General features: G+C 68.2%; 18 protein-coding genes. 7 read left to right on the top strand and 11 right to left on the bottom strand.

The annotated features are described in order from the left end of the window. Positions 1 to 10: 10 nt before the first annotated feature. Both ahpF and ahpC read right to left on the bottom strand, forming a co-directional pair. Entirely contained in the window at positions 11 to 1603 is a 1593-nt protein-coding gene (ahpF, locus tag AC5P6X_RS17410; RefSeq protein ID WP_005412311.1) for an alkyl hydroperoxide reductase subunit F, read from the bottom strand. Between the two features lie 223 nt (positions 1604 to 1826). Continuing rightward, positions 1827 to 2390: an alkyl hydroperoxide reductase subunit C gene (gene ahpC, locus AC5P6X_RS17415; RefSeq protein ID WP_005408159.1), complete on the bottom strand. Its 564-nt coding sequence runs from the start codon at positions 2388 to 2390 to the stop codon at positions 1827 to 1829. Positions 2391 to 2687: 297 nt separating this feature from the next. Between ahpC and prmC the strand changes: the two genes are divergently transcribed. Continuing rightward, entirely contained in the window at positions 2688 to 3545 is an 858-nt protein-coding gene (gene prmC / locus AC5P6X_RS17420) for a peptide chain release factor N(5)-glutamine methyltransferase (protein ID WP_088436852.1), read from the top strand. 48 nt (positions 3546 to 3593) lie between these two features. Beyond that, positions 3594 to 4535: a prolyl aminopeptidase gene (gene pip, locus AC5P6X_RS17425; RefSeq protein WP_005408161.1), complete on the top strand. Its 942-nt coding sequence runs from the start codon at positions 3594 to 3596 to the stop codon at positions 4533 to 4535. Positions 4536 to 4708: 173 nt separating this feature from the next. On the opposite strand, the gene AC5P6X_RS17430 is transcribed toward pip, so the two are convergent. Then, complete coding sequence (locus AC5P6X_RS17430) at positions 4709 to 5608, bottom strand: LysR family transcriptional regulator (RefSeq protein ID WP_234411827.1); 900 nt, start codon at positions 5606 to 5608, stop codon at positions 4709 to 4711. Positions 5609 to 5698: 90 nt separating this feature from the next. Here AC5P6X_RS17430 and AC5P6X_RS17435 point away from each other — a divergent pair, with 90 nt between their 5' ends. After that, on the top strand, positions 5699 to 7117 hold the full coding sequence (locus AC5P6X_RS17435) for an MFS transporter (protein WP_049450150.1): 1419 nt from the start codon (positions 5699 to 5701) through the stop codon (positions 7115 to 7117). A gap of 138 nt (positions 7118 to 7255) precedes the next feature. On the opposite strand, the gene AC5P6X_RS17440 is transcribed toward AC5P6X_RS17435, so the two are convergent. From AC5P6X_RS17440 to AC5P6X_RS17455, 4 genes are read right to left on the bottom strand one after another with little or no spacing between them, the layout of a single operon-like run. Continuing rightward, positions 7256 to 8053, bottom strand: coding sequence for an N-formylglutamate amidohydrolase (locus tag AC5P6X_RS17440; RefSeq protein ID WP_049450152.1), 798 nt, complete (start codon positions 8051 to 8053; stop codon positions 7256 to 7258). Beyond that, entirely contained in the window at positions 8046 to 8600 is a 555-nt protein-coding gene (locus tag AC5P6X_RS17445) for an NUDIX hydrolase (protein WP_005408165.1), read from the bottom strand. Before AC5P6X_RS17445 ends, AC5P6X_RS17440 begins: the two co-directional genes overlap by 8 nt. Continuing rightward, complete coding sequence (locus tag AC5P6X_RS17450; protein WP_005408166.1) at positions 8597 to 9532, bottom strand: 5'-3' exonuclease; 936 nt, start codon at positions 9530 to 9532, stop codon at positions 8597 to 8599. Before AC5P6X_RS17450 ends, AC5P6X_RS17445 begins: the two co-directional genes overlap by 4 nt. Beyond that, positions 9529 to 10116 (bottom strand): nitroreductase family protein, encoded by a 588-nt coding sequence (locus tag AC5P6X_RS17455; protein ID WP_495215545.1) that lies wholly within the window; start codon positions 10114 to 10116, stop codon positions 9529 to 9531. Before AC5P6X_RS17455 ends, AC5P6X_RS17450 begins: the two co-directional genes overlap by 4 nt. Positions 10117 to 10447: 331 nt before the next feature. On the opposite strand from AC5P6X_RS17455, the gene pacR reads away from it, so the two are divergent. Further along, a complete protein-coding gene (pacR, locus tag AC5P6X_RS17460; RefSeq protein ID WP_495215546.1) occupies positions 10448 to 12769 on the top strand; it encodes a PacR family protein in 2322 nt (773 codons plus the stop codon). A 51-nt stretch (positions 12770 to 12820) separates the two neighbouring features. After that, a complete protein-coding gene (locus AC5P6X_RS17465) occupies positions 12821 to 13900 on the top strand; it encodes an NAD(P) transhydrogenase subunit alpha (protein WP_108270701.1) in 1080 nt (359 codons plus the stop codon). Positions 13901 to 14021: 121 nt separating this feature from the next. Here AC5P6X_RS17465 and AC5P6X_RS17470 read toward each other — a convergent pair whose 3' ends face one another. The 3 genes from AC5P6X_RS17470 to AC5P6X_RS17480 are packed head-to-tail and all read right to left on the bottom strand — an operon-like array spanning position 14022 to position 15394. Next, positions 14022 to 14483, bottom strand: a complete 462-nt coding sequence (locus AC5P6X_RS17470) for a DUF3106 domain-containing protein (RefSeq protein WP_012479217.1) — start codon at positions 14481 to 14483, stop codon at positions 14022 to 14024. Between the two features lie 3 nt (positions 14484 to 14486). After that, positions 14487 to 14813 carry a hypothetical protein gene (locus AC5P6X_RS17475; protein WP_108270700.1) on the bottom strand — a complete coding sequence of 109 codons (327 nt, stop codon included), beginning with the start codon at positions 14811 to 14813 and terminating at the stop codon, positions 14487 to 14489. Then, the gene (locus tag AC5P6X_RS17480; protein WP_495215547.1) at positions 14810 to 15394 is read right to left on the bottom strand and encodes an RNA polymerase sigma factor; all 585 of its coding nucleotides are present in this window, start codon (positions 15392 to 15394) and stop codon (positions 14810 to 14812) included. Before AC5P6X_RS17480 ends, AC5P6X_RS17475 begins: the two co-directional genes overlap by 4 nt. Before the next feature lie 98 nt (positions 15395 to 15492). Between AC5P6X_RS17480 and AC5P6X_RS17485 the strand changes: the two genes are divergently transcribed. Then, positions 15493 to 15813: an NAD(P) transhydrogenase subunit alpha part 2 gene (locus AC5P6X_RS17485; RefSeq protein WP_005408173.1), complete on the top strand. Its 321-nt coding sequence runs from the start codon at positions 15493 to 15495 to the stop codon at positions 15811 to 15813. Beyond that, positions 15810 to 17270: an NAD(P)(+) transhydrogenase (Re/Si-specific) subunit beta gene (locus AC5P6X_RS17490; protein WP_012479220.1), complete on the top strand. Its 1461-nt coding sequence runs from the start codon at positions 15810 to 15812 to the stop codon at positions 17268 to 17270. The genes AC5P6X_RS17485 and AC5P6X_RS17490 overlap by 4 nt, the downstream gene beginning before the upstream one ends. A gap of 211 nt (positions 17271 to 17481) precedes the next feature. Here AC5P6X_RS17490 and AC5P6X_RS17495 read toward each other — a convergent pair whose 3' ends face one another. Continuing rightward, positions 17482 to 17901, bottom strand: a complete 420-nt coding sequence (locus AC5P6X_RS17495; protein ID WP_024957742.1) for a hypothetical protein — start codon at positions 17899 to 17901, stop codon at positions 17482 to 17484. Positions 17902 to 18012: the final 111 nt, after the last annotated feature.

The raw sequence follows: 18012 nt of genomic DNA on the forward strand, positions 1-18012 counted from the left end.
GAACGGTGGATCAGGCCGCTTCAGCAACGGCACCGCTGCTGTTGCTCACCGACGAGCGGATCAGGTGGTCGAACGCGCTCAGTGCGGCGGTCGAACCGGCGCCCATGGCGATGATGATCTGCTTGTAGGGTACCGTCGTGCAATCGCCAGCAGCGAACACACCCGGCAGGTTGGTCTGGCCGCGGTCGTCGATGACGACCTCGCCACGCGGCGACAACGCCACCACATCCTTCAGCCACTCGGTGTTGGGCAGCAGGCCGATCTGCACGAAGATGCCTTCCAGCTCGACGCGGTGGGCGTCGCCGCCGATACGGTCCTTGTAGACCAGGCCGGTGACACGGCTGCCGTCGCCCAGCACTTCGGTGGTCTGTGCGCTGGTCAGCACGGTGACATTGGCCAGGCTGCGCAGCTTCTTCTGCAGCACTTCATCGGCGCGCAGGCTGGAATCGAACTCCAGCAGGGTTACATGCGACACGATGCCGGCCAGATCGATGGCCGCTTCCACGCCGGAGTTGCCGCCGCCGATCACCGCCACGCGCTTGCCCTTGAACAGCGGGCCATCGCAGTGCGGGCAATAGGCCACGCCCTTGTTGCGGTACTGGTCTTCGCCCGGCACGTTCATCTGCCGCCAGCGTGCGCCGGTGGACAGGATCACCGAACGCGACTTCAGCACTGCGCCATTCTCCAGCTGCACCTGCACCAGGCCGTCTTCACCGGCCGGCACCAGCGCGCTGGCGCGCTGCAGGTTCATGATGTCCACCTCGTACTCGCGCACGTGCTGTTCCAGTGCCGTGGCCAGCTTCGGGCCTTCGGTCTCCTTCACCGAAATGAAGTTCTCGATCGCCATGGTGTCCAGCACCTGGCCACCGAAACGCTCGGCGGCGATGCCGGTGCGGATGCCCTTGCGTGCGGCGTAGATCGCCGCTGCAGCACCGGCCGGGCCACCGCCCACCACCAGCACGTCGAAGGCGTCCTTGGCGGCGATCTTCTCGGCATCGCGCTTGCTGGCGTTGGTGTCCAGCTTGGCCACGATCTGCTCGAGGGTCATGCGGCCCTGGTCGAACACTTCGCCGTTGAGGTACACGGTCGGCACCGACATGATCTCGCGCTTCTCGACTTCGTCCTGGAACAGGGCACCGTCGATGGCCACGTGCTGGATGCGCGGGTTGAGCACCGCCGCCAGGTTCAGCGCCTGCACCACGTCCGGGCAGTTCTGGCAGGACAGCGAGAAGTAGGTTTCGAACCTGTACTCGCCTTCCAGGTTCTGCACCTGCTCGATCAGCTCGGCCGTGGCCTTGGACGGATGACCGCCCACCTGCAGCAGCGCCAGCACCAGCGAGGTGAACTCATGGCCCATCGGCAGGCCGGCGAAGGTCAGATGGATGTCCTGGCCCGGGGTGCCCAGGTCGAAGGACGGCACGCGGCCCTGGCCATCGCGCAGCACCTGCAGCGAGATCTTGTCCGACAGGCTTTCCAGGGTCTGCAGCAGTTCCAGCATCTCCTGCGACTTGGCGCCGTCGTCGGCGTGCGCGGTGATCTGGATCGGGCGGGTCACGCGCTCCAGATAGGTCTTCAGCTGCGACTGCAGGTTGGCGTCCAACATCGGTCTTCTCCTGGCTTCAGGCAAACAGGGGGCGTGGCACCGCTGTACAAGGTAGCGGACCAGCTGGGGGTAGGGGTGAACCCAAGACAGCGACCGTGGAAGGGGCTGGCTGGCCAAGGCGGGCGAGCGTTGGCTGTCTTGGGTTCACCCCCACGCCGGTAGGGCACCGGCATGGGGATGAAGGGCGCGCCGTGGCGTGGGGCCACGGAAGGCCGGTACTGCGTTAGATCTTGCCGACCAGGTCCAGCGACGGGGTCAGGGTCTTCTCGCCTTCCTTCCACTTGGCCGGGCAGACCTGGTTCGGGTTGGCGGCGGTGAACTGGGCAGCCTTCAGCTTGCGCAGGGTCTCGGAAACGTCACGGGCGATCTCGTTGGAGTGGATCTCCAGGGTCTTGATCACGCCTTCCGGGTTGATGATGAAGGTGCCACGCAGGGCCAGGCCTTCTTCCGGAATGTGCACGCCGAAGGCGTTGGTCAGCTGGTGGGTCGGGTCGCCGACCAGCGGGAACTGGGCCTTGCCGACGGCCGGCGAGGTTTCGTGCCACACCTTGTGCGAGAAGTGGGTATCGGTGGTGACGATGTAGACCTCGGCGCCAGCCTTCTTGAACTCGGCGTAATGGTCAGCCGCGTCTTCGATCTCGGTCGGGCAGTTGAAGGTGAAGGCGGCCGGCATGAAGATCAGGACGGACCACTGGCCCTTCAGGCTGGCGTCGGAAACCTTGATGAACTCGCCATTGTGGTAAGCGTTGGCTTCGAACGGCTGGATCTGGGTGTTGATCAGGGACATCGTTTTTCCTCTGGTGAAGGGGAGTGGGTGAATCGACAGGAGCTAGGTTACCGACTCGCTGGCGATAAGAACAATCCATTGATTGCATCTATTCGATAGATGGAGTCTATCATTTGGTCATGAGCAGGCACTGAACCTTGCCGCTCCCATCCTGCAACTGGCTGTGTGACAAGGGAAATCTCCCGGAGGCGCGGAAAGGGGCCGATAGCCCCTCCTTATTCCCTCCGGCAGAACCTGAACGGATTGCAGCTTTTTGCAGTGTCGAGCCACGCTCGACTGCGGCTCTACAATTGCGGCATGTCTTTCCAAACCGAACCCTCCCTGCGCCAGACCGTGGCTGAGGCCAGTGCCCGTCTCGGCGGCATCGAGGCCCGCCACGAGGCTGAACTGCTGCTGCTGCACGTACTGGACCGCCCGCGCAGTTGGTTGTTCGCGCACGCCACCGATCCGTTGGCCGCCAATGACCAGGCCGCCTTCGAGGCGTTGCTGGCCCGCCGCGTGGCCGGTGAGCCGGTGGCCTACCTGACCGGCCGTCGCGGATTCTGGACGCTGGACCTGGAGGTCGACCCGGCCACGCTGATCCCGCGTCCGGAAACCGAGCTGCTGGTCGAGCTGGCGCTGGAGCGCCTGCCGCCAGACCAGTCGCTGCAGCTGGCCGACCTGGGCACCGGCAGTGGTGCGATTGCACTGGCACTGGCCAGCGAACGGCCGCAGGTGCAGGTGCTGGCCACCGACGCCAGCCCGGGCGCGCTGGCCGTGGCCGCGCGCAATGCCGTCCGCCATGATCTGCGCAACGTCCGCTTCGCTGAAGGCGGGCACGACTGGTATGCACCGCTGCAGGGCGCGCGTTTTGATCTGATTGCCAGCAACCCGCCGTACATCGCCAGCGACGATCCGCATCTGGAGCGGGGTGACCTGCGCTTCGAGCCGGCCACCGCACTGGCCTCGGGTCCGGATGGCCTGGACGACATCCGCCGCATCGTCGACGGTGGCCAGGCCCACCTGCTGCCCGGCGGCTGGCTGCTGATCGAGCACGGTTGGGACCAGGGCGAGGCGATCCGCGCGCTATTCGACGCGGCGGGTTTTGCCGAGGTGCAGACCGTGCAGGATCTGGAGCAGCGCGACCGCATCACCCTGGGCCGGCGTCCGGCCTAGAATGGAGGTTCTCCTGCCCCGGCAGGGCATCACCCTGGAGCTGCAAGCATGCGTACGCTGTACCCCGCCATCACCCCCTACGACGTCGGCACCCTGAAGGTCGACGACCGCCACACGCTGTACTTCGAACAGTGCGGCAACCCGGACGGCAAGCCGGTGGTGATGCTGCACGGTGGCCCGGGCGGTGGCTGCAGCGACAAGATGCGCCAGTTCCACGACCCGTCCAAGTACCGCATCATCCTGTTCGACCAGCGCGGTGCCGGCCGTTCCACCCCGCACGCCGACCTGGTGGACAACACCACCTGGGACCTTGTTGCCGATATCGAGAAGCTGCGCGAACACCTCAAGGTCGATCGCTGGCAGGTGTTCGGTGGCAGCTGGGGTTCGACCCTGGCGCTGGCCTATGCCGAAACCCATCCGCAGCGCGTGACCGAACTGGTCCTGCGCGGCATCTTCATGCTGCGCCGCTGGGAACTGGAGTGGTTCTACCAGGAAGGCGCCAACCGCCTGTTCCCGGATGCGTGGGAGCACTACCTCAAGCCGATCCCGTCGGTGGAGCGCCATGACCTGATCTCGGCCTTCCACCGCCGCCTGACCAGCGACGACGAAGCCACCCGCCTGGAAGCGGCCAAGGCGTGGGCGGTGTGGGAAGGCGCGACCAGCTTCCTGCATGTCGATGATGACTTCATCAACAGCCACGAAGACCCGCACTTCGCGCTGGCGTTTGCCCGCATCGAGAACCACTACTTCGTCAACGGCGGCTTCTTCGAGGTGGAAGACCAGCTGCTGCGCGACGCGCACCGCATCGCCGATATTCCCGGCGTGATCGTGCACGGCCGCTACGACGTGGTCTGCCCGCTGGCCAACGCCTGGGACCTGACCAAGGTCTGGCCGAAGGCGAAGCTGGAAATCACGCCGGCCTCGGGCCATTCGGCGTTCGAGGCCGAGAACGTGGACGCGCTGGTGCGCGCCACCGACAGCTTCGCCTGATCGGTAGTGCCGGCCGCTGGCCGGCAACGCCGCACCGGTAGCGCCGCGCCATGCGTGGCGCTACCAACCCTCGTCCACGCATGGCGTGGATCTACCACAGCCTGGTAGTGCCGGCCGCTGGCCGGCAAACCTGAAACGGGTGGATTCCTGCAGGCGCCGGCCAGCGGCCGGCGCTACCAATCCCCGGCCAGCAACGCGTCGGCCAGCACCTGCAGCTTCGGCGAATGCTGGCGCGACGGCGGGTAGATCAGTGACAGCGCGCGGCTGCGTCCCTCGAACGGCTGCAGCACGCGCTGCAGGCGGCCGTCGGCCAACGCATCGGCCACCGCGAAATCCATCACCTGCACGATGCCGATGCCGGCGATGGCCGCTTCCACCAGCGGATCGCCGCTGTCGAACACCATCCGCGTCGGCGGCGTGAACTCGCGCAGTTGCCCGTCCTGCAGGAACTGCCAGTCCACCAGCCGGCCACTGCGCAGGTTGCGCACCGCCAGGCAGGCGTGATCCTGCAGCGCGGCCACATCGTCCGGTGCGCCACAGCGGGCCAGATACGCGGGGCTGGCCACCGTCACCCAGCGCAGCGGCCGCAATGGCCGCGCGACGATGCGCTGGTCGGCGATGACGCCGGTGCGCAGCGCGGCATCGAAGCCTTCCTCGACCAGATCGACCAGGCGGTCGCTGAGCACGGCTTCCACCTGCAGTTGCGGATGCTGTCCCAGTAATGGCGCCAGCATCGGCACCAGCACCTTGCGCCCGAACATCGACGGCGCACTGATCTTCAACGTACCCGAGGGCGTGCACGGGCGGTCGGCCAGTTGCCGCTCGGCATCGTCCAGGCCGGCCAGCAGCGGTGCCACCTGTTCCACGAACTGGCGGCCATCCGGGGTCAACGCCACGTTGCGGGTGTTCCGCTGCAGCAGCTTTACCCCCAGCGTGGCTTCCAGCCGCCCGATCGCGCGCGACAGGCCGGACTGGCTCAGGCCCAGCTGCCCGGCAGCGACGGTGAAGCTGCGTGCCTCGGCCACCTGCACCAGCATGCGCACGGCATTGAGGTCCAACGAGGATCCATTCATGCCGAAAATCATGACAGATATGGTCGGGCAGGGGTTTATTGATTAGCCCGCATCAATGAGACTGCGCTCCCCCATCGATCCAGACCGCCGATGCCTCCCCTCAAATACCCGCGCTGGGCGTTGACCCTGCTGGCCACCGCGCAGCTGATCATCGCCCTGGACGCCACCATCATCTTCGTCGCCCTCCATGACATGGGCCGCGCGCTGCAGATCAACGCGCAGCAGCTGCAGTGGGTGGTCAGTGCCTACACCGTGGCGTTCGGTGGCAGCCTGCTGCTGGGTGGCCGCACCGCCGACCTGATTGGCCGTCGCCGTTTCTACCGGCTGGGCATGCTGCTGTTCGCACTGGCGTCGCTACTCGGTGCGTTGGCGCCGAATGCCACCTTGTTGATCATCGCGCGCGCCGCGCAGGGCGTCGGTGCGGCCCTGCTGTTCCCCGCCACGCTGGCACTGATCAACACGCTGTACGCCGAAGGCCCGGTGCGCAACCGCGCGCTGGCGATCTGGAGCATGGCCAGTGCGGTCGGCCTGGCGCTGGGCACGCTGCTCGGTGGCGTGCTGACCCAGACGTTCGGCTGGCCGGCGGTGCTGGCGGTGATCGTGCCGCTGGCCACGGCGTGCGCGGTCGCAGCCGGTGCGTGGTTGCCGTCCGATGGTCCAAGGGTGCGCGGCCGCTCCTTCGATCTGGCCGGTTGCCTGACCGTCACCGCCGGCGGCAGCCTGCTGGTCACTACCCTGGTTCAAGGGCCGGAGTGGGGCTGGACGGCACCGGCCACGCTGATCTGCCTGCTGCTTTCAGCCGTGCTGTTGACGGTGTTCGTACAGATCGAAAAACGCAGCCGTGACCCGCTGATGCAGTTTTCGCTGTTGCGTCTGTCGGGCCTGCGCGCGGCACTCGGCCTGACCTTCGCCTTCATGAGCAGCTATGGCGTGCAGTACTACTTCCTGGCGCTCTACTTCCAGGATGGCTATGGCTGGAGCCCGCTGCAGGCCGGCATGGCCTTCCTGCTGCCGACGTTGGTGTGCACCTTCGGCATCCGTATTGCCGAACGCATGCTGCGGCGCCGTTCGCCAAGGCAGGTACTGGCCTGGGGCTTCGCCGCCGGTGCCATCGGCATTGCCGCGGTGGCGCTGGCGATGCCGCACGGTGCCAGCTACTGGCCGCTGCTGCCGGGCATCGTGGTGCTCAGCATCGGCCAGGGCATGAGCTGGACAGCGATGTGGATCGTGGCCGGGCAGGGCGTGCCGGGTCCGCAGCAAGGCGTCGCGTCCGGCATGGCGGCCACCGCCCAGCAGATCGGCGGCGCGTTGGGACTGGCGGTGCTGGTGATGGTGGCCAACGCCGCGCGCGGCACGCAGGCCGCAACCAGTGCCGACGCCCTGCAGGGCATGGTCAATGCACAGTACGGCGCCGCGTTGTTCGCCGCGCTCGGCGTGGTGATCGCGCTGGGCCTGCGCCCGGCGCCGGTCGAATCGGCCGCCACCGTCTGCCCGGTCAGCGATGCATGATTGAAGGCGCTGGCGTGGGTGGTGGATGTGCCACGCCTGCGGTAGTGCCGGCCGCTGGCCGGCAATGCAATGATCCAACTACCCTGAGGTTGCCGGCCAGCGGCCGGCACTACCGATCCGGAATGGATCCACGCGCGTTCAACCGAACGCCAGCAACTGCGGCTGCAATGCGCTGAAGATCCGCGCCAGCCGCTCCGCCCACGCCTGCTGCCCAGCCACATCGGCAATCAGGTCCTGGCGGATTTCCAGTTCCACGTGCACCAGCCCGCGGCCTTCGCCATGCACCGGCACTGCGTAGTCGCTGGTGCTGCTCACCGAATACGGTTCATTGTCACCCACCACCAGGTCGCCTTCCTCGCGCAGTGCCTGCAGCAAGGCATGGGCGAAGCGCGTGTCCTGGTGGTACAGCACGCCGGCATGCCACGGTCGCTGCGCGCCGTTCATCGCCGGAGTGAAGCTGTGCATCATCACCAGCAGGGTGGGGCGGCCGGCATCTCGGCGCGCATCCAGTTCCGCGTCGATGCGCGCGTGGTAGGGCGCGTGGATCGCATCGATACGCTGCTGCCGCTGTGCCGCCGACAACCCGGCATTGCCCGGCACCACGGTGTGGTCGCTCACCTCCGGAATCAGCGTCGGCGAGGCCAGCGGGCGGTTGCAGTCGATCAGCAGCCGCGAATAGGTCTGTTCGATGGCCCAGGCATCCAGCCGTTCGGCCAGTGCGCGGGTGGTGCCGGCAATGCCGATGTCCCAGCCGATATGGCGGTCCAGTTCGGCCTGCGGCAAGCCCAGGCCTGCGAGGGCACGCGGCACCTGCTGGCCGGCATGATCGGCCAGCAGCAGGTACGGCGAGGCACCCTGAGGCCGGTGGATCGTATGGATCGCCGGGTCGTCGGCGCCGAGCAGCGCCGGCAGCGCGTGCAGGTCGGCGTCAGCCACGCGGGCGTCCGTCCAGATGGTGCTCGATCATCCACAGCCCGGCCCAGAGCTTGGCGTCCAGCTCGTAGCCTTCGCCCATCTTCTGCACCAGCCAGGCCGCTGCCTCACTGCGCGGAATCTCGTGCACGATGATGTCTTCGCTGTCGTCACCACCGCCCTCGCCAACGCGGCGCAGGCCGGTAGCGCGCACGAAGGCGATCTTCTCGCTGCTGGCGCCGGAAGAGGTCGGGCCGATCAGCAGCACTTCGGCGTGATCGGCGGTCCAGCCGGTTTCTTCTTCCAGTTCGCGCACGGCCGAGACTTCGATCGATTCGCCGGCGTGGATGTCCCCGACCAGGCCGGCCGGCATCTCGATGGTGGGTGCCTGCAGCGGCACGCGGAACTGTTCCACGAACAGCACCTTGTCCTCCGGGGTGACGGCGATGATGATCGCGGCCAGGCCACCGGCATGGGTACGTTCGCTGTATTCCCAGGTGCCGCGCACCAGCATGCGCTGGTACTTGCCTTCATAGACGACACGCGGGGCTTCGGTGTTGCGCTGGCTCATGCGGGCTCGCTGTGGGTGGGAAGAATATCGGGCACGCCGGCGGCATCGAACAGCCGGCGACGGGTCATCGGGCCGAAGCGCAGGGTCTGGCACAGGCCGCCGAGCAGCTCCGGGTCGGCCGCCTGGCGCAGCAGGCCGGGCTGGCTGCCTTCCAGTGGCGCGTCCAGCGCGATGGTGGTCAGCTGGCGCCAGAGCTGGGCGTGCTCGCGCTGCTCGCGCAGGCGCACCGCCATCTGGGCGGCGCCGCGCAGGCGCAGGAACGGCACTTCGTCCAGGCGTTCGTACAGTGCATCCATGCTGCCGAAATGGGCCAGCAGCACGGCGGCGGACTTGCTGCCGACGCCACTGATGCCGGGAATGTTGTCCACCGCATCGCCGCACAGCGCCAGGTAGTCGGCGATCTGGTGCGCGTGCACGCCGTGCCGCGCCTTCACTCCGGCCACGTTCCAGCGCTGGTTGCGTGCGTAGTCCCACTGCTCGTCGTGATCCAGCAGCAGCTGCGACAGGTCCTTGTCGGCGGAGATGATCACGCCGCGGTGGCTGCCACGATGCACATGCAGGGCGCTTCCGATCAGGTCGTCAGCCTCGTATTCATGGTGGGCCAGAACGGCGAGGCCCAACGCTGCGCACAGCGCCTTGCAGTGCACGAACTGGCGCTTGAGCGCCTCCGGCGCCGGGTCGCGGTTGGCCTTGTAGGCGGGGTACAGGCGGTGGCGGAAGCCACTGTCCAGCGCTTCGTCGAAGGCGATGGCGATGTGACGCGGGCGTTCGCGCTCGAGCAGGTCCAGCAGGAAGCGGGCGAAGCCGTGCACGGCATTGGTCGGCCAGCCCTGCGCGTCCTGGAACTGGTCGGGCAGGGAGTGCCACGCGCGGAACACATAGATGCTGGCGTCGACCAGGTACAGCGACGGCGGTGGTACCGGCAGGGTCATGCCGGAGGCGTCCAGTCGCGCAGCAGGGTGGCAGGGTCCGGACGCTCGCGCTCGCGCTCGGGCACGGCGGCCTTCGGCGTGCCGATATGGATGAAACCGGCGATGCCTTCGCCCTCGGCCAGGCCCAGGTAGGCGTGCACGGCGGGGTCGAAGGCCATCCAGGCGGTCAGCCACTGCGCGCCGAAGCCCAGCGCCTGTGCGGCCTGCAGCAGGGCGAAGCAGACGCAGCCGGCGGTCATCAGCTGCTCCTGCTCGGGGACCTTCGGGTCCGGGCGCGGGCTGGCCACCACCACGATCACCAGCGGCGCATGGCTGAAACGCTGGCGATCCTTCTCGAACACGGCCTCGCCCGCATGCGGGTCGCGTTGGCGGCTGCGCTCGGCCAGGAAGTCGCCCAGAGTGTGACGTGCATCGCCGGCGATCTTCAGGAAGCGGAACGGTACGCGCTTGCCGTGATCGGGCACGCGCACTGCCGAAGCCAGCATCCGCTGCAGGGTGGCCGGGTCCGGGCCGGGCTCGGCCAGTTGCCGCGAAGGCACTGAGCGGCGGGCATCCAGGGCGAGCAGGGCGGCGGGGTCGGGCATGGAGTCTGAACCGGTCATCACGAAGGTTTGATTATAGTCGGGGTGGTCAAAGACACCGTCTGTGTCGCGTCTGGCCTTTGAATACCAAACTGTGATGAACGTCATGCCACTGGCGGGAAACGGGCGGCCGCTTCCCCTCGCCTCGCAGGCCTTGCACGGCTTACGATATCTACCTTGCCGGGCCGCCGGTCATGAGGTTTGAAGTGAGGACTGTTTCACTGTCCGTGACGGGCTGGCCGGCCTACCATCGACGTACCGGTACATGGGGTGTGCCGGTCGTCGCGATGTCCACGTTGTCTGTCGTACCAGAGAAGGTGGGGAGCCTTCCCGAATGATGAGCGCGCCCACACCGATGGGATCGCCGGGTCGTGACCCGGCCCAGCTCCAGCGTGCCCGGGACATGGTCCTGCCCGCGCTGTGCCAGGCCTTTGGCGCGGCACTGGCGCGCTTCGACGATGCCCTGTTCGACCGGGCCGGCAATGCCGGTTCGTCGCAGCTGCTGTTCCTGGATGCGATGCGCGAACTGCGCCGCCGCCGCGAGGACATTGCCGGTGCCTTCTCTGGCCACCTGCAGCGGGCCTGGGATGCGCTGGCCAGTGGTGAGCACATGTCGGCCGAATCGACGCTGTCCGGCCCAGCCGAGGATGGCCTGAGCCTGCTGGCCGAGCACGTGCTGGAGTCGCGGCTGGCGGTGCGCAATTTCGCCACGGTGCTGCTGCGTGACTTCAAGCCGGTGCTGGCGCGGCTCGACCGTCGCCTGGGCCGTCTGGTCGGCGGCGCCGAACTGGATGCCGACCATAATCCCATCAGCCCCGAACACCTGGGCGTGGCCATCCACGAAGCCTTTGCCGGCTGTGAACTGGCCCCGGAAGTGCACCTGGTGCTGATCAAGCTGTGCGAGCGTGACCTGCGTGCGCCGGTGGGTCGCATCTACGAGAAGCTGGACGAGCAACTGGCCGCGGCCGGGGTGATGTCGCAGATGGGGGCGCCGCGGCGTCCGCCGTCGGCCGCGCCCGACCCGCGCATGGCCTCGGGCCTGGATGACCTGGTGGAGCAGCGCCCGGGCTCGGGCCTGGACGGCGAATTCGGTGATGACGAGCAGGCCGCGCCGGCCTGGGCGCAGCGCTTTGCCGCACGCTGGTCCGAGCGGCGTGGCCACATGCAGCAGCACCTGGGCGCCGAAGGCAGCGGCACCGGCGAGACCCATGCGGGCCAGCAGGGCATGCTGCTGGAGGCGCTGCACGAACTGCTGCAGCAGACCCGCCACGTGCGCGAGGACGCGACGTCGGCCGCACAGGTGGCGATCGGCCAGCAGCGTCCGCTCAGCCAGCGCGAGATGATGTCGGTGCTGTCGCTGCTGCAGGCCACGCCCAGTGCGACCCTGCGTGCAGCGATCGGCGAGGACGGCGAATCACTCGCGCAGCGGTTGAAGAGCGAAGTGCTGTCCAGCGCCACCCGTCTCGGTGTCGACCCGGGCCAGACCCGGCTGGACCCGCAGGACGAGGATGCAATCGACCTGGTGGGCATGCTGTTCGACGTGATGCTGGACGAGCGCGAACTGGAAGGCCGCTCGCGCGAGTTGATCGGCCGCCTGGTGGTGCCGTTCGTCAAGGTCGCCATGCTCGACCGTCGCATGTTCGTGCAGAAGACCCATCCGGCGCGCAAGCTGCTCAACTCGCTGGCCGAGGCCTGCGAAGGCAACACCGGCGAAAGCCAGGCCGAGCGCATGCTGATGGCCAAGGTCGAGGAGATCATCGAGCGCCTGGTCGCCGAGTTCAACGAGAACCTGGCGATCTTCCTGACCCTGGAAGAAGAATTCCGCGAGTTCCTCGTGCAGCATCGTCGCCGCGTGGAAATCGCCGAGCGTCGCGCCGCCGAAACGCAGCGTGGCCAGGAAAAGCTGGAAATGGCCCGTACCCGTGCCGGTGCCGAGCTGGACCGCCGCATTGGTGATGCCACCCTGCCGCCGGCCATCGCCGAATTCCTGCGCCAGCCGTGGCAGCACCACCTGACCCTGGCGCTGCTGCGCGAGGGCGAGGAGGGCGCATCGGTGGCCGAAGCGCTGAGCCTGGGCGACGGGCTGCTGGAGGAAGTGGCCGAGGCCCGCCGCCAGATCGTCGGCAAGCCGTGGCTGCAGGCCTGGCAGCCGGAGCTGGCCAAGGTGTTCGCCAGCGTGGGCGTGCATGGCGACGCCGCCACCGGCGCCATCGATGCCCTGCATGACACCCTGCAGGGCATTGCCGAATCGCGGCCGGAACTGCAACGCGCGCTGCCGGAACTGCCGCAGGTGGCACTACCGACCCCGCCGGTGGCCGAATCGCCGGCGGTCGAGCTGGGCGGGCAGATCGATGCCGATGATTTCGACAATGCCGACGCCGATCGCTTCCGCCGGATGGAGATCGGCAACTGGCTGGACTTCGTCGACAAGGACGGCAAGGTGCAGGCCGGCAAGCTGTCCTGGGTCAGCCCGATTTCCTCGCGCCTGCTGTTCGTCAACCGTCGCGGCGTGCGCTTCTGCGTGGCCTCGCCGGAAGAACTGGCGGTGATGGTGCGGCTGGGACGTCTGCGCGCCCATGTGGATGACGGTGCGTTCGACAGCGCGATGCAGGGTGTGATCGATCGGCTGGACCCGGGCAGCGCCACGCTGCACTGAGTGGAGCCGCCTGCTAGGATCGGGAAAACTCACCGATCAGCGGGGACCTGCATGGCCGTGGCGTTGCTGGGGATCAAGGAGACCGCGCCGGGCGAACGGCGCGTGGCGCTGACGCCGGAAACCGCCCGCAAGCTCGGCGCCCTCGGCATTACCGTCTGGTACGAGGCCGGCGCCGGTCTCGCGGCAGGTTTCACCCATGCAGCCTACGACGATGCCGGTGCCCGCGCATTCGACGCCGGCCGCTGGGCCGAAATCGACATCCTGTTGTGCGTGCAGGCGCCGCCAGCGGCGGTGCTTGAACAGCTCAAGCCGGGTGCCACCGTGGTTGGCCTGTTGACCCCGGCCAGTGATCCGGGCCTGGCGGCACTGGCTGCCGATGACCGCCTGCACCTGTTCCCGCTGCAGCAGCTGCCGCGCACCACCCGTGCGCAGGCGATGGACGTGCTCAGTTCGCAGGCCGGCATGGCCGGTTACAAGGCCGCGCTGATCGCCGCCGAACGCGCACCACGTTTCTTCCCGATGTTGACCACCGCTGCCGGCACCGTGCGTCCGGCCAAGGTGCTGGTGATCGGTGCCGGCGTGGCGGGGCTGCAGGCCATTGCCACTGCCCGGCGTCTCGGTGCACAGGTGGAAGGTTTCGACGTGCGTCCGGAAACCCGCGAGCAGATCCAGTCGCTGGGCGCGCGCTTCCTCGACCTGGGGGTGAGCGCGGCGGGCGAAGGCGGGTACGCGCGCGCGTTGACCGATGAAGAGCGTGCCGAGCAGCAGCGCCGCCTGGCCGACCACCTGCGCAGCGTGGATGTGGTGATCTGCACGGCGGCGGTACCGGGGCGCCCGGCGCCGACGATCGTGACTGCCGCGATGGTGGAAGGCATGGCCACCGGCAGCGTGATCGTGGACCTGGCCGCCGAGAGCGGCGGCAACTGCGCACTGACCCAGCCAGGGCAGTGCATCGAGCATCAGGGCGTGACCATCGACGGCCCGCTGGGCTTGGCCAGCCGGGGCGCGACCCAGGCCAGCGAGATGTATGCGCGCAACCTGCTCAACTTCGTCGCGCTGTTCGTGCGCGAGGGGCAGCTGGCGTTCGACTGGGACGACGAGCTGCTGGCGAAGACACGCTGGCAGGCATGAACGACATGGGGTCAGATCCCTTTGCCTCTGGCAAAGGGATCTGACCCTGGTTCCCGGAATCTGCCAGGGGGCGGATCCCTTTGCCTCAGCAAAGGGCTCTGACCCCGTTCCCCGCGGCGTTTCAGCGCGGCTTCGCCGGCGGTGGGTTGTCGCGCACCCAGTCCTTGCGTTGTTCCGGCGTCATCTGCGACCAGCGCTCGCGCAGTGCATCGCGCTGCGCGGGCGGCAGTTCCCGCATCTGGCCGAACAGGGCCCGGGCCTGCTCACGCTGTTCCGGGCTCATGTGCTCGAAGCGGCGCAGGCCACGGCGGGCCTTGTCGCGCTCCTCCGGGCTCATCGTCTGCCAGCGCTGGCCATGCGAGAGCATGCGCTGGCGCTGGCCGGCATCGGCGCTGTTCCAGCGGTCGCGCAGTGGCGCCAGCAGCGATTCCCGCTGCGCTTCGCTCAACTGTTCCCAGGCCGGCAGCGGCGTGGCCGGCGCAGGGCGTGCCGCAGGGGCGGGCGCGGCGCTCTGCGCCAGCGCCGGGAGGGCCGGCAGCAGCAACAGGGTCATCAGCAGGGGCAGGGTGTGCAGTCGGGACATGATTCACTCCATCGCCAGGTCGGTATCGCCCAGCCACAGGTACAGATCGGGATTTTCGTCGTAGAGCGCGCTGTTGTCTTCCACCGAGGCCAGCACAGGTGCCGGCGCGGGGCCCGCCAGCGTGCCATGGCCAGTGAACTGCAGGCCGATACCCAGCGCCACCACCAGTGAACAGGCGCTGGCCAGCCACCAGCGCAGGCGCCCGTGCCGGGTCGCGCTGGCGCCGTGTCGGGCCTGGCGCAGGCGTGCCAGTGTGGCCGGCGACAGCGCGTGCAGCGACTGCGCGTGCAGGCTGCGCAGGGTGTCATCGGAAGGCAGGGAGCGGTTCACGGGTGGATCTCCAGGTAGTCCTGCAGCGCCTGCCAGGCGCGTGCCAGATGGGTTTTTACCGCGCCTTCGCTGCAGCCCATGGCGCGGGCGGTGGTGGCCCCGTCCAGGTCCTGCAGCACGCGCAGGGTGAAGGCCTCGCGCTGGCGGGCGGGCAGGCGGCGCAACGCGTCCACCAGCTGCTGGTACTGCTGGCGCTGTTCATGCGCCTGTGCCGGGTCCGGGCCGGGATCGGCCCAGTCGATCTCGCCGCCTTCCGCGTCCTGGTTGTCGCGCCAGAACGGCAGGCGGAAGCGGCGCCGGCGCTGCACGTCGATCACGCGCCGGCGCAGGATGCTCCAGAACAGCGGCGCCCATTCGGCTGCCGGCTTGTCGGCGTAGTCCAGCATGCGCAGCAGCGCGTCCTGCACCGCGTCCATGGCGTCTTCGCGCTGGCGCAGGCCGGCCTCGGCGAAGCGGAACGCGCGCGGGCCGACGCTGGCCAGGAACGCTTCCAGCGATGCCGGCAGGGCATCGGTCTCGGCGCTCGGGGGGACGGGGCTGCTCACCAGCACAGGGTACGGTTCCTCGCTCGGGGTCACCATCGACAACGCGTGAGCGCCGCTTCGGTTGACGCCGGGTGCACGCCGGGTTCAGCCCATGGTTATGATGGGCCGACGAAGACAGAGCGGGAGCGTTGCCAGTGAGTGACGGGTTCGTAGCGCTGTACATCTTCATGCTGGCCGCCATCGCCGGCCACGTGATCATTTCGCGGGTGCCGGTGATCCTGCATACCCCGCTGATGTCGGGCTCCAATTTCATCCACGGCATCGTGCTGATCGGCGCGATGGTGGTGCTGGGGCACGCGCAGACACCGTTGGAGAAGGCCCTGGGCTTCCTCGCCGTGGTGCTGGGTGCCGGCAATGCCGCCGGTGGCTACGTGGTTACCGCGCGCATGCTGGAAATGTTCAAGCCGAGCGCGCCCAAGGGCGGCAAGGACGAGCCGAAGGAGCCGCAGGCTTGAACATCAGCACCGTCGAACTGCTCGACTGGCTGGTCAAGGCCAGCTACCTCGTCGCCGCCACGCTGTTCCTGCTGGGCCTGCAGCGCATGGCCTCGCCACTGACCGCGCGCAGCGGCATCCGCTGGGCCGGACTGGGCATGCTGCTGGCCACGGCGGCCACTTTCTTCCTTCCCGAACTGCACAACGTTCCGCTGATCCTGGTGGCGCTGCTGCTGGGCGCGGGCCTGGCCTGGTGGTCGGCCGGCAAGGTTGCCATCACCGACATGCCGCAGATGGTGGCGCTGTACAACGGCATGGGCGGTGGCTCGGCGGCGGCGATCGGCGCGGTGGAGCTGCTGCGCTACGCCTTCCTTGCCAACCGCGATACCAGCCACTGGAGCGCGCAGGCGCTGGCCGATCTGGCCGCGCGCCAGCCGTCGGGCACGGTGCTGCTGCTGGCGGTGGTCGGCGCAGCGATCGGCGCGGTGTCGCTGTCCGGCTCGGTGATCGCCTGGGCCAAGCTGGATGGACGCCTGGACAAGCGCGTGACCTGGCCGGGCCAGCAGGTGATGAACCTGCTGGTGGCGCTGGCGGTGGTGGTACTGGCGATCATCGCCGCCAGCACGCTCAGCACCTGGGCGATCGTTGCCTTCTTCGTACTTGCGCTGACGCTGGGCGTGCTGATGACGCTGCCGATCGGTGGCGCCGACATGCCGGTGGTGATCTCGCTGTACAACGCGTTCACCGGCCTGGCGGTGTCGTTCGAAGGTTACGTGCTGGGCAACGAAGCATTGATCATCGCCGGCATGATGGTCGGCGCGGCGGGCATCCTGCTGACCCGTCTGATGGCCAAGGCGATGAACCGGCCGATCCGCAACGTGCTGTTCTCCAACTTCGGCGGTGGTGCTGGTGGCGAAGCGCAGGCGATCAGCGGCTCGCAGAAGCCGATCGAAGCGGCTGACGTCGCCGCGATGATGGCCTTCGCCGAGCGCGTGGTGATCGTGCCCGGCTACGGCATGGCCGTGGCGCAGGCGCAGCACAAGATATGGGAACTGGCGCAGCGGCTGGGCCAGCGCGGAGTGAAGGTGAAGTTCGCGATCCACCCGGTGGCGGGACGCATGCCGGGGCACATGAACGTGCTGCTGGCCGAAGCAGGCGTGCCCTACGACCTGATCGCGGACATGGACGACATCAACCCGGAGTTCGCCAACACCGACGTGGTGCTGGTGATCGGCGCCAACGACGTGGTCAATCCGGTCGCACGAACCGATCCGGCCAGCCCGATCTACGGCATGCCGGTGCTGGACGTGGTCAATGCGCGCAACGTGGTGGTGATCAAGCGCGGCAAGGGCACCGGCTTCGCGGGCATCGAGAATGCGCTGTTCTACGCCGACAACACCCGCATGCTGTATGGCGACGGTGCCGAAGCGGCAGCCTCGCTGGTCAGCGAGTTGAAGGCGCTCGACGGCGGGCATTGAGGACCGGGGTCGGATCCCTTTCCGCAGGAATGGGCTCTGACCCCTTTGCCGGCCAGCGGCCGGCACTACCGCATCCACGCGTGGCCGCTGCATCGGGTAGGTGCGGGCCCTGGTCCGCGCGCGTTTGCCGGCCAGCGGCCGGCACTACCATCCCATCCACGCATGCGTGGATCTACCTGCATATCCCCGGCGGGCGTGGCAACCGGCGCGCTCAGCGCGCCAGCCAGGCGCCCACGGCCAGGCCCAGCGCCAGCCACAGCCACTCCACCGCGCCATTGGCCAGGGTGATCAGGGTCCAGGCCAGGTGCGGGCCCATCCGCATCGTGGCGTCCCACAGGTCCAGCCCGATCGAGCCGCCCATCCAGGCGCTGGCGATGGTCCAGTTGGCCACGGCGGCCACCAGCAGGGTGCCCACCACGACCAGCACGATGCGCAGCCGGCCCGGGCCGAGCGTACCCATGCGCAGCATGAACACCAGTTCCAGGGCGGTCAGTACCGCCATCCAGCCGACCTGCCGGCCGGTCATCAGCGCCAGCACCATCCAGGCAAGGGGAGCAACAACCAGGCCCAGCAACAGCATGATGGGCCAGAGCCAGGTCACGGTCCTGGCACGCGCGGCATTGGAGGACATCGAAGCTCCCTGAAGATCACCCACAGGATACTGTGGTTTGCGGCGGTGCACCGGCGGTGCCGGAGCGGCTGGGCTAGAATGCCGTCTTGCGTGGCCCCGGCCACGGCCCCA

This window comes from Stenotrophomonas sp. YJH_SMC_40 (genome assembly GCF_059368615.1).

Excerpts from the sequence above, each read along its gene's own strand:
- ahpF (WP_005412311.1), bottom strand. The coding sequence starts at position 1,603 with ATGTTGGACGCCAACCTGCAGTCGCAGCTGAAGACCTATCTGGAGCGC.
- AC5P6X_RS17445 (WP_005408165.1), bottom strand. The coding sequence starts at position 8,600 with ATGAGCCAGCGCAACACCGAAGCCCCGCGTGTCGTCTATGAAGGCAAG.
- AC5P6X_RS17455 (WP_495215545.1), bottom strand. The coding sequence starts at position 10,116 with ATGCCCGACCCCGCCGCCCTGCTCGCCCTGGATGCCCGCCGCTCAGTG.
- ahpC (WP_005408159.1), bottom strand. The coding sequence starts at position 2,390 with ATGTCCCTGATCAACACCCAGATCCAGCCGTTCGAAGCCAACGCTTAC.
- AC5P6X_RS17480 (WP_495215547.1), bottom strand. The coding sequence starts at position 15,394 with ATGGTGACCCCGAGCGAGGAACCGTACCCTGTGCTGGTGAGCAGCCCC.
- pip (WP_005408161.1), top strand. The coding sequence starts at position 3,594 with ATGCGTACGCTGTACCCCGCCATCACCCCCTACGACGTCGGCACCCTG.
- AC5P6X_RS17465 (WP_108270701.1), top strand. The coding sequence starts at position 12,821 with ATGGCCGTGGCGTTGCTGGGGATCAAGGAGACCGCGCCGGGCGAACGG.
- AC5P6X_RS17450 (WP_005408166.1), bottom strand. The coding sequence starts at position 9,532 with ATGACCCTGCCGGTACCACCGCCGTCGCTGTACCTGGTCGACGCCAGC.
- AC5P6X_RS17495 (WP_024957742.1), bottom strand. The coding sequence starts at position 17,901 with ATGTCCTCCAATGCCGCGCGTGCCAGGACCGTGACCTGGCTCTGGCCC.
- AC5P6X_RS17470 (WP_012479217.1), bottom strand. The coding sequence starts at position 14,483 with ATGTCCCGACTGCACACCCTGCCCCTGCTGATGACCCTGTTGCTGCTG.
- AC5P6X_RS17430 (WP_234411827.1), bottom strand. The coding sequence starts at position 5,608 with ATGAATGGATCCTCGTTGGACCTCAATGCCGTGCGCATGCTGGTGCAG.
- prmC (WP_088436852.1), top strand. The coding sequence starts at position 2,688 with ATGTCTTTCCAAACCGAACCCTCCCTGCGCCAGACCGTGGCTGAGGCC.
- pacR (WP_495215546.1), top strand. The coding sequence starts at position 10,448 with ATGATGAGCGCGCCCACACCGATGGGATCGCCGGGTCGTGACCCGGCC.
- AC5P6X_RS17435 (WP_049450150.1), top strand. The coding sequence starts at position 5,699 with ATGCCTCCCCTCAAATACCCGCGCTGGGCGTTGACCCTGCTGGCCACC.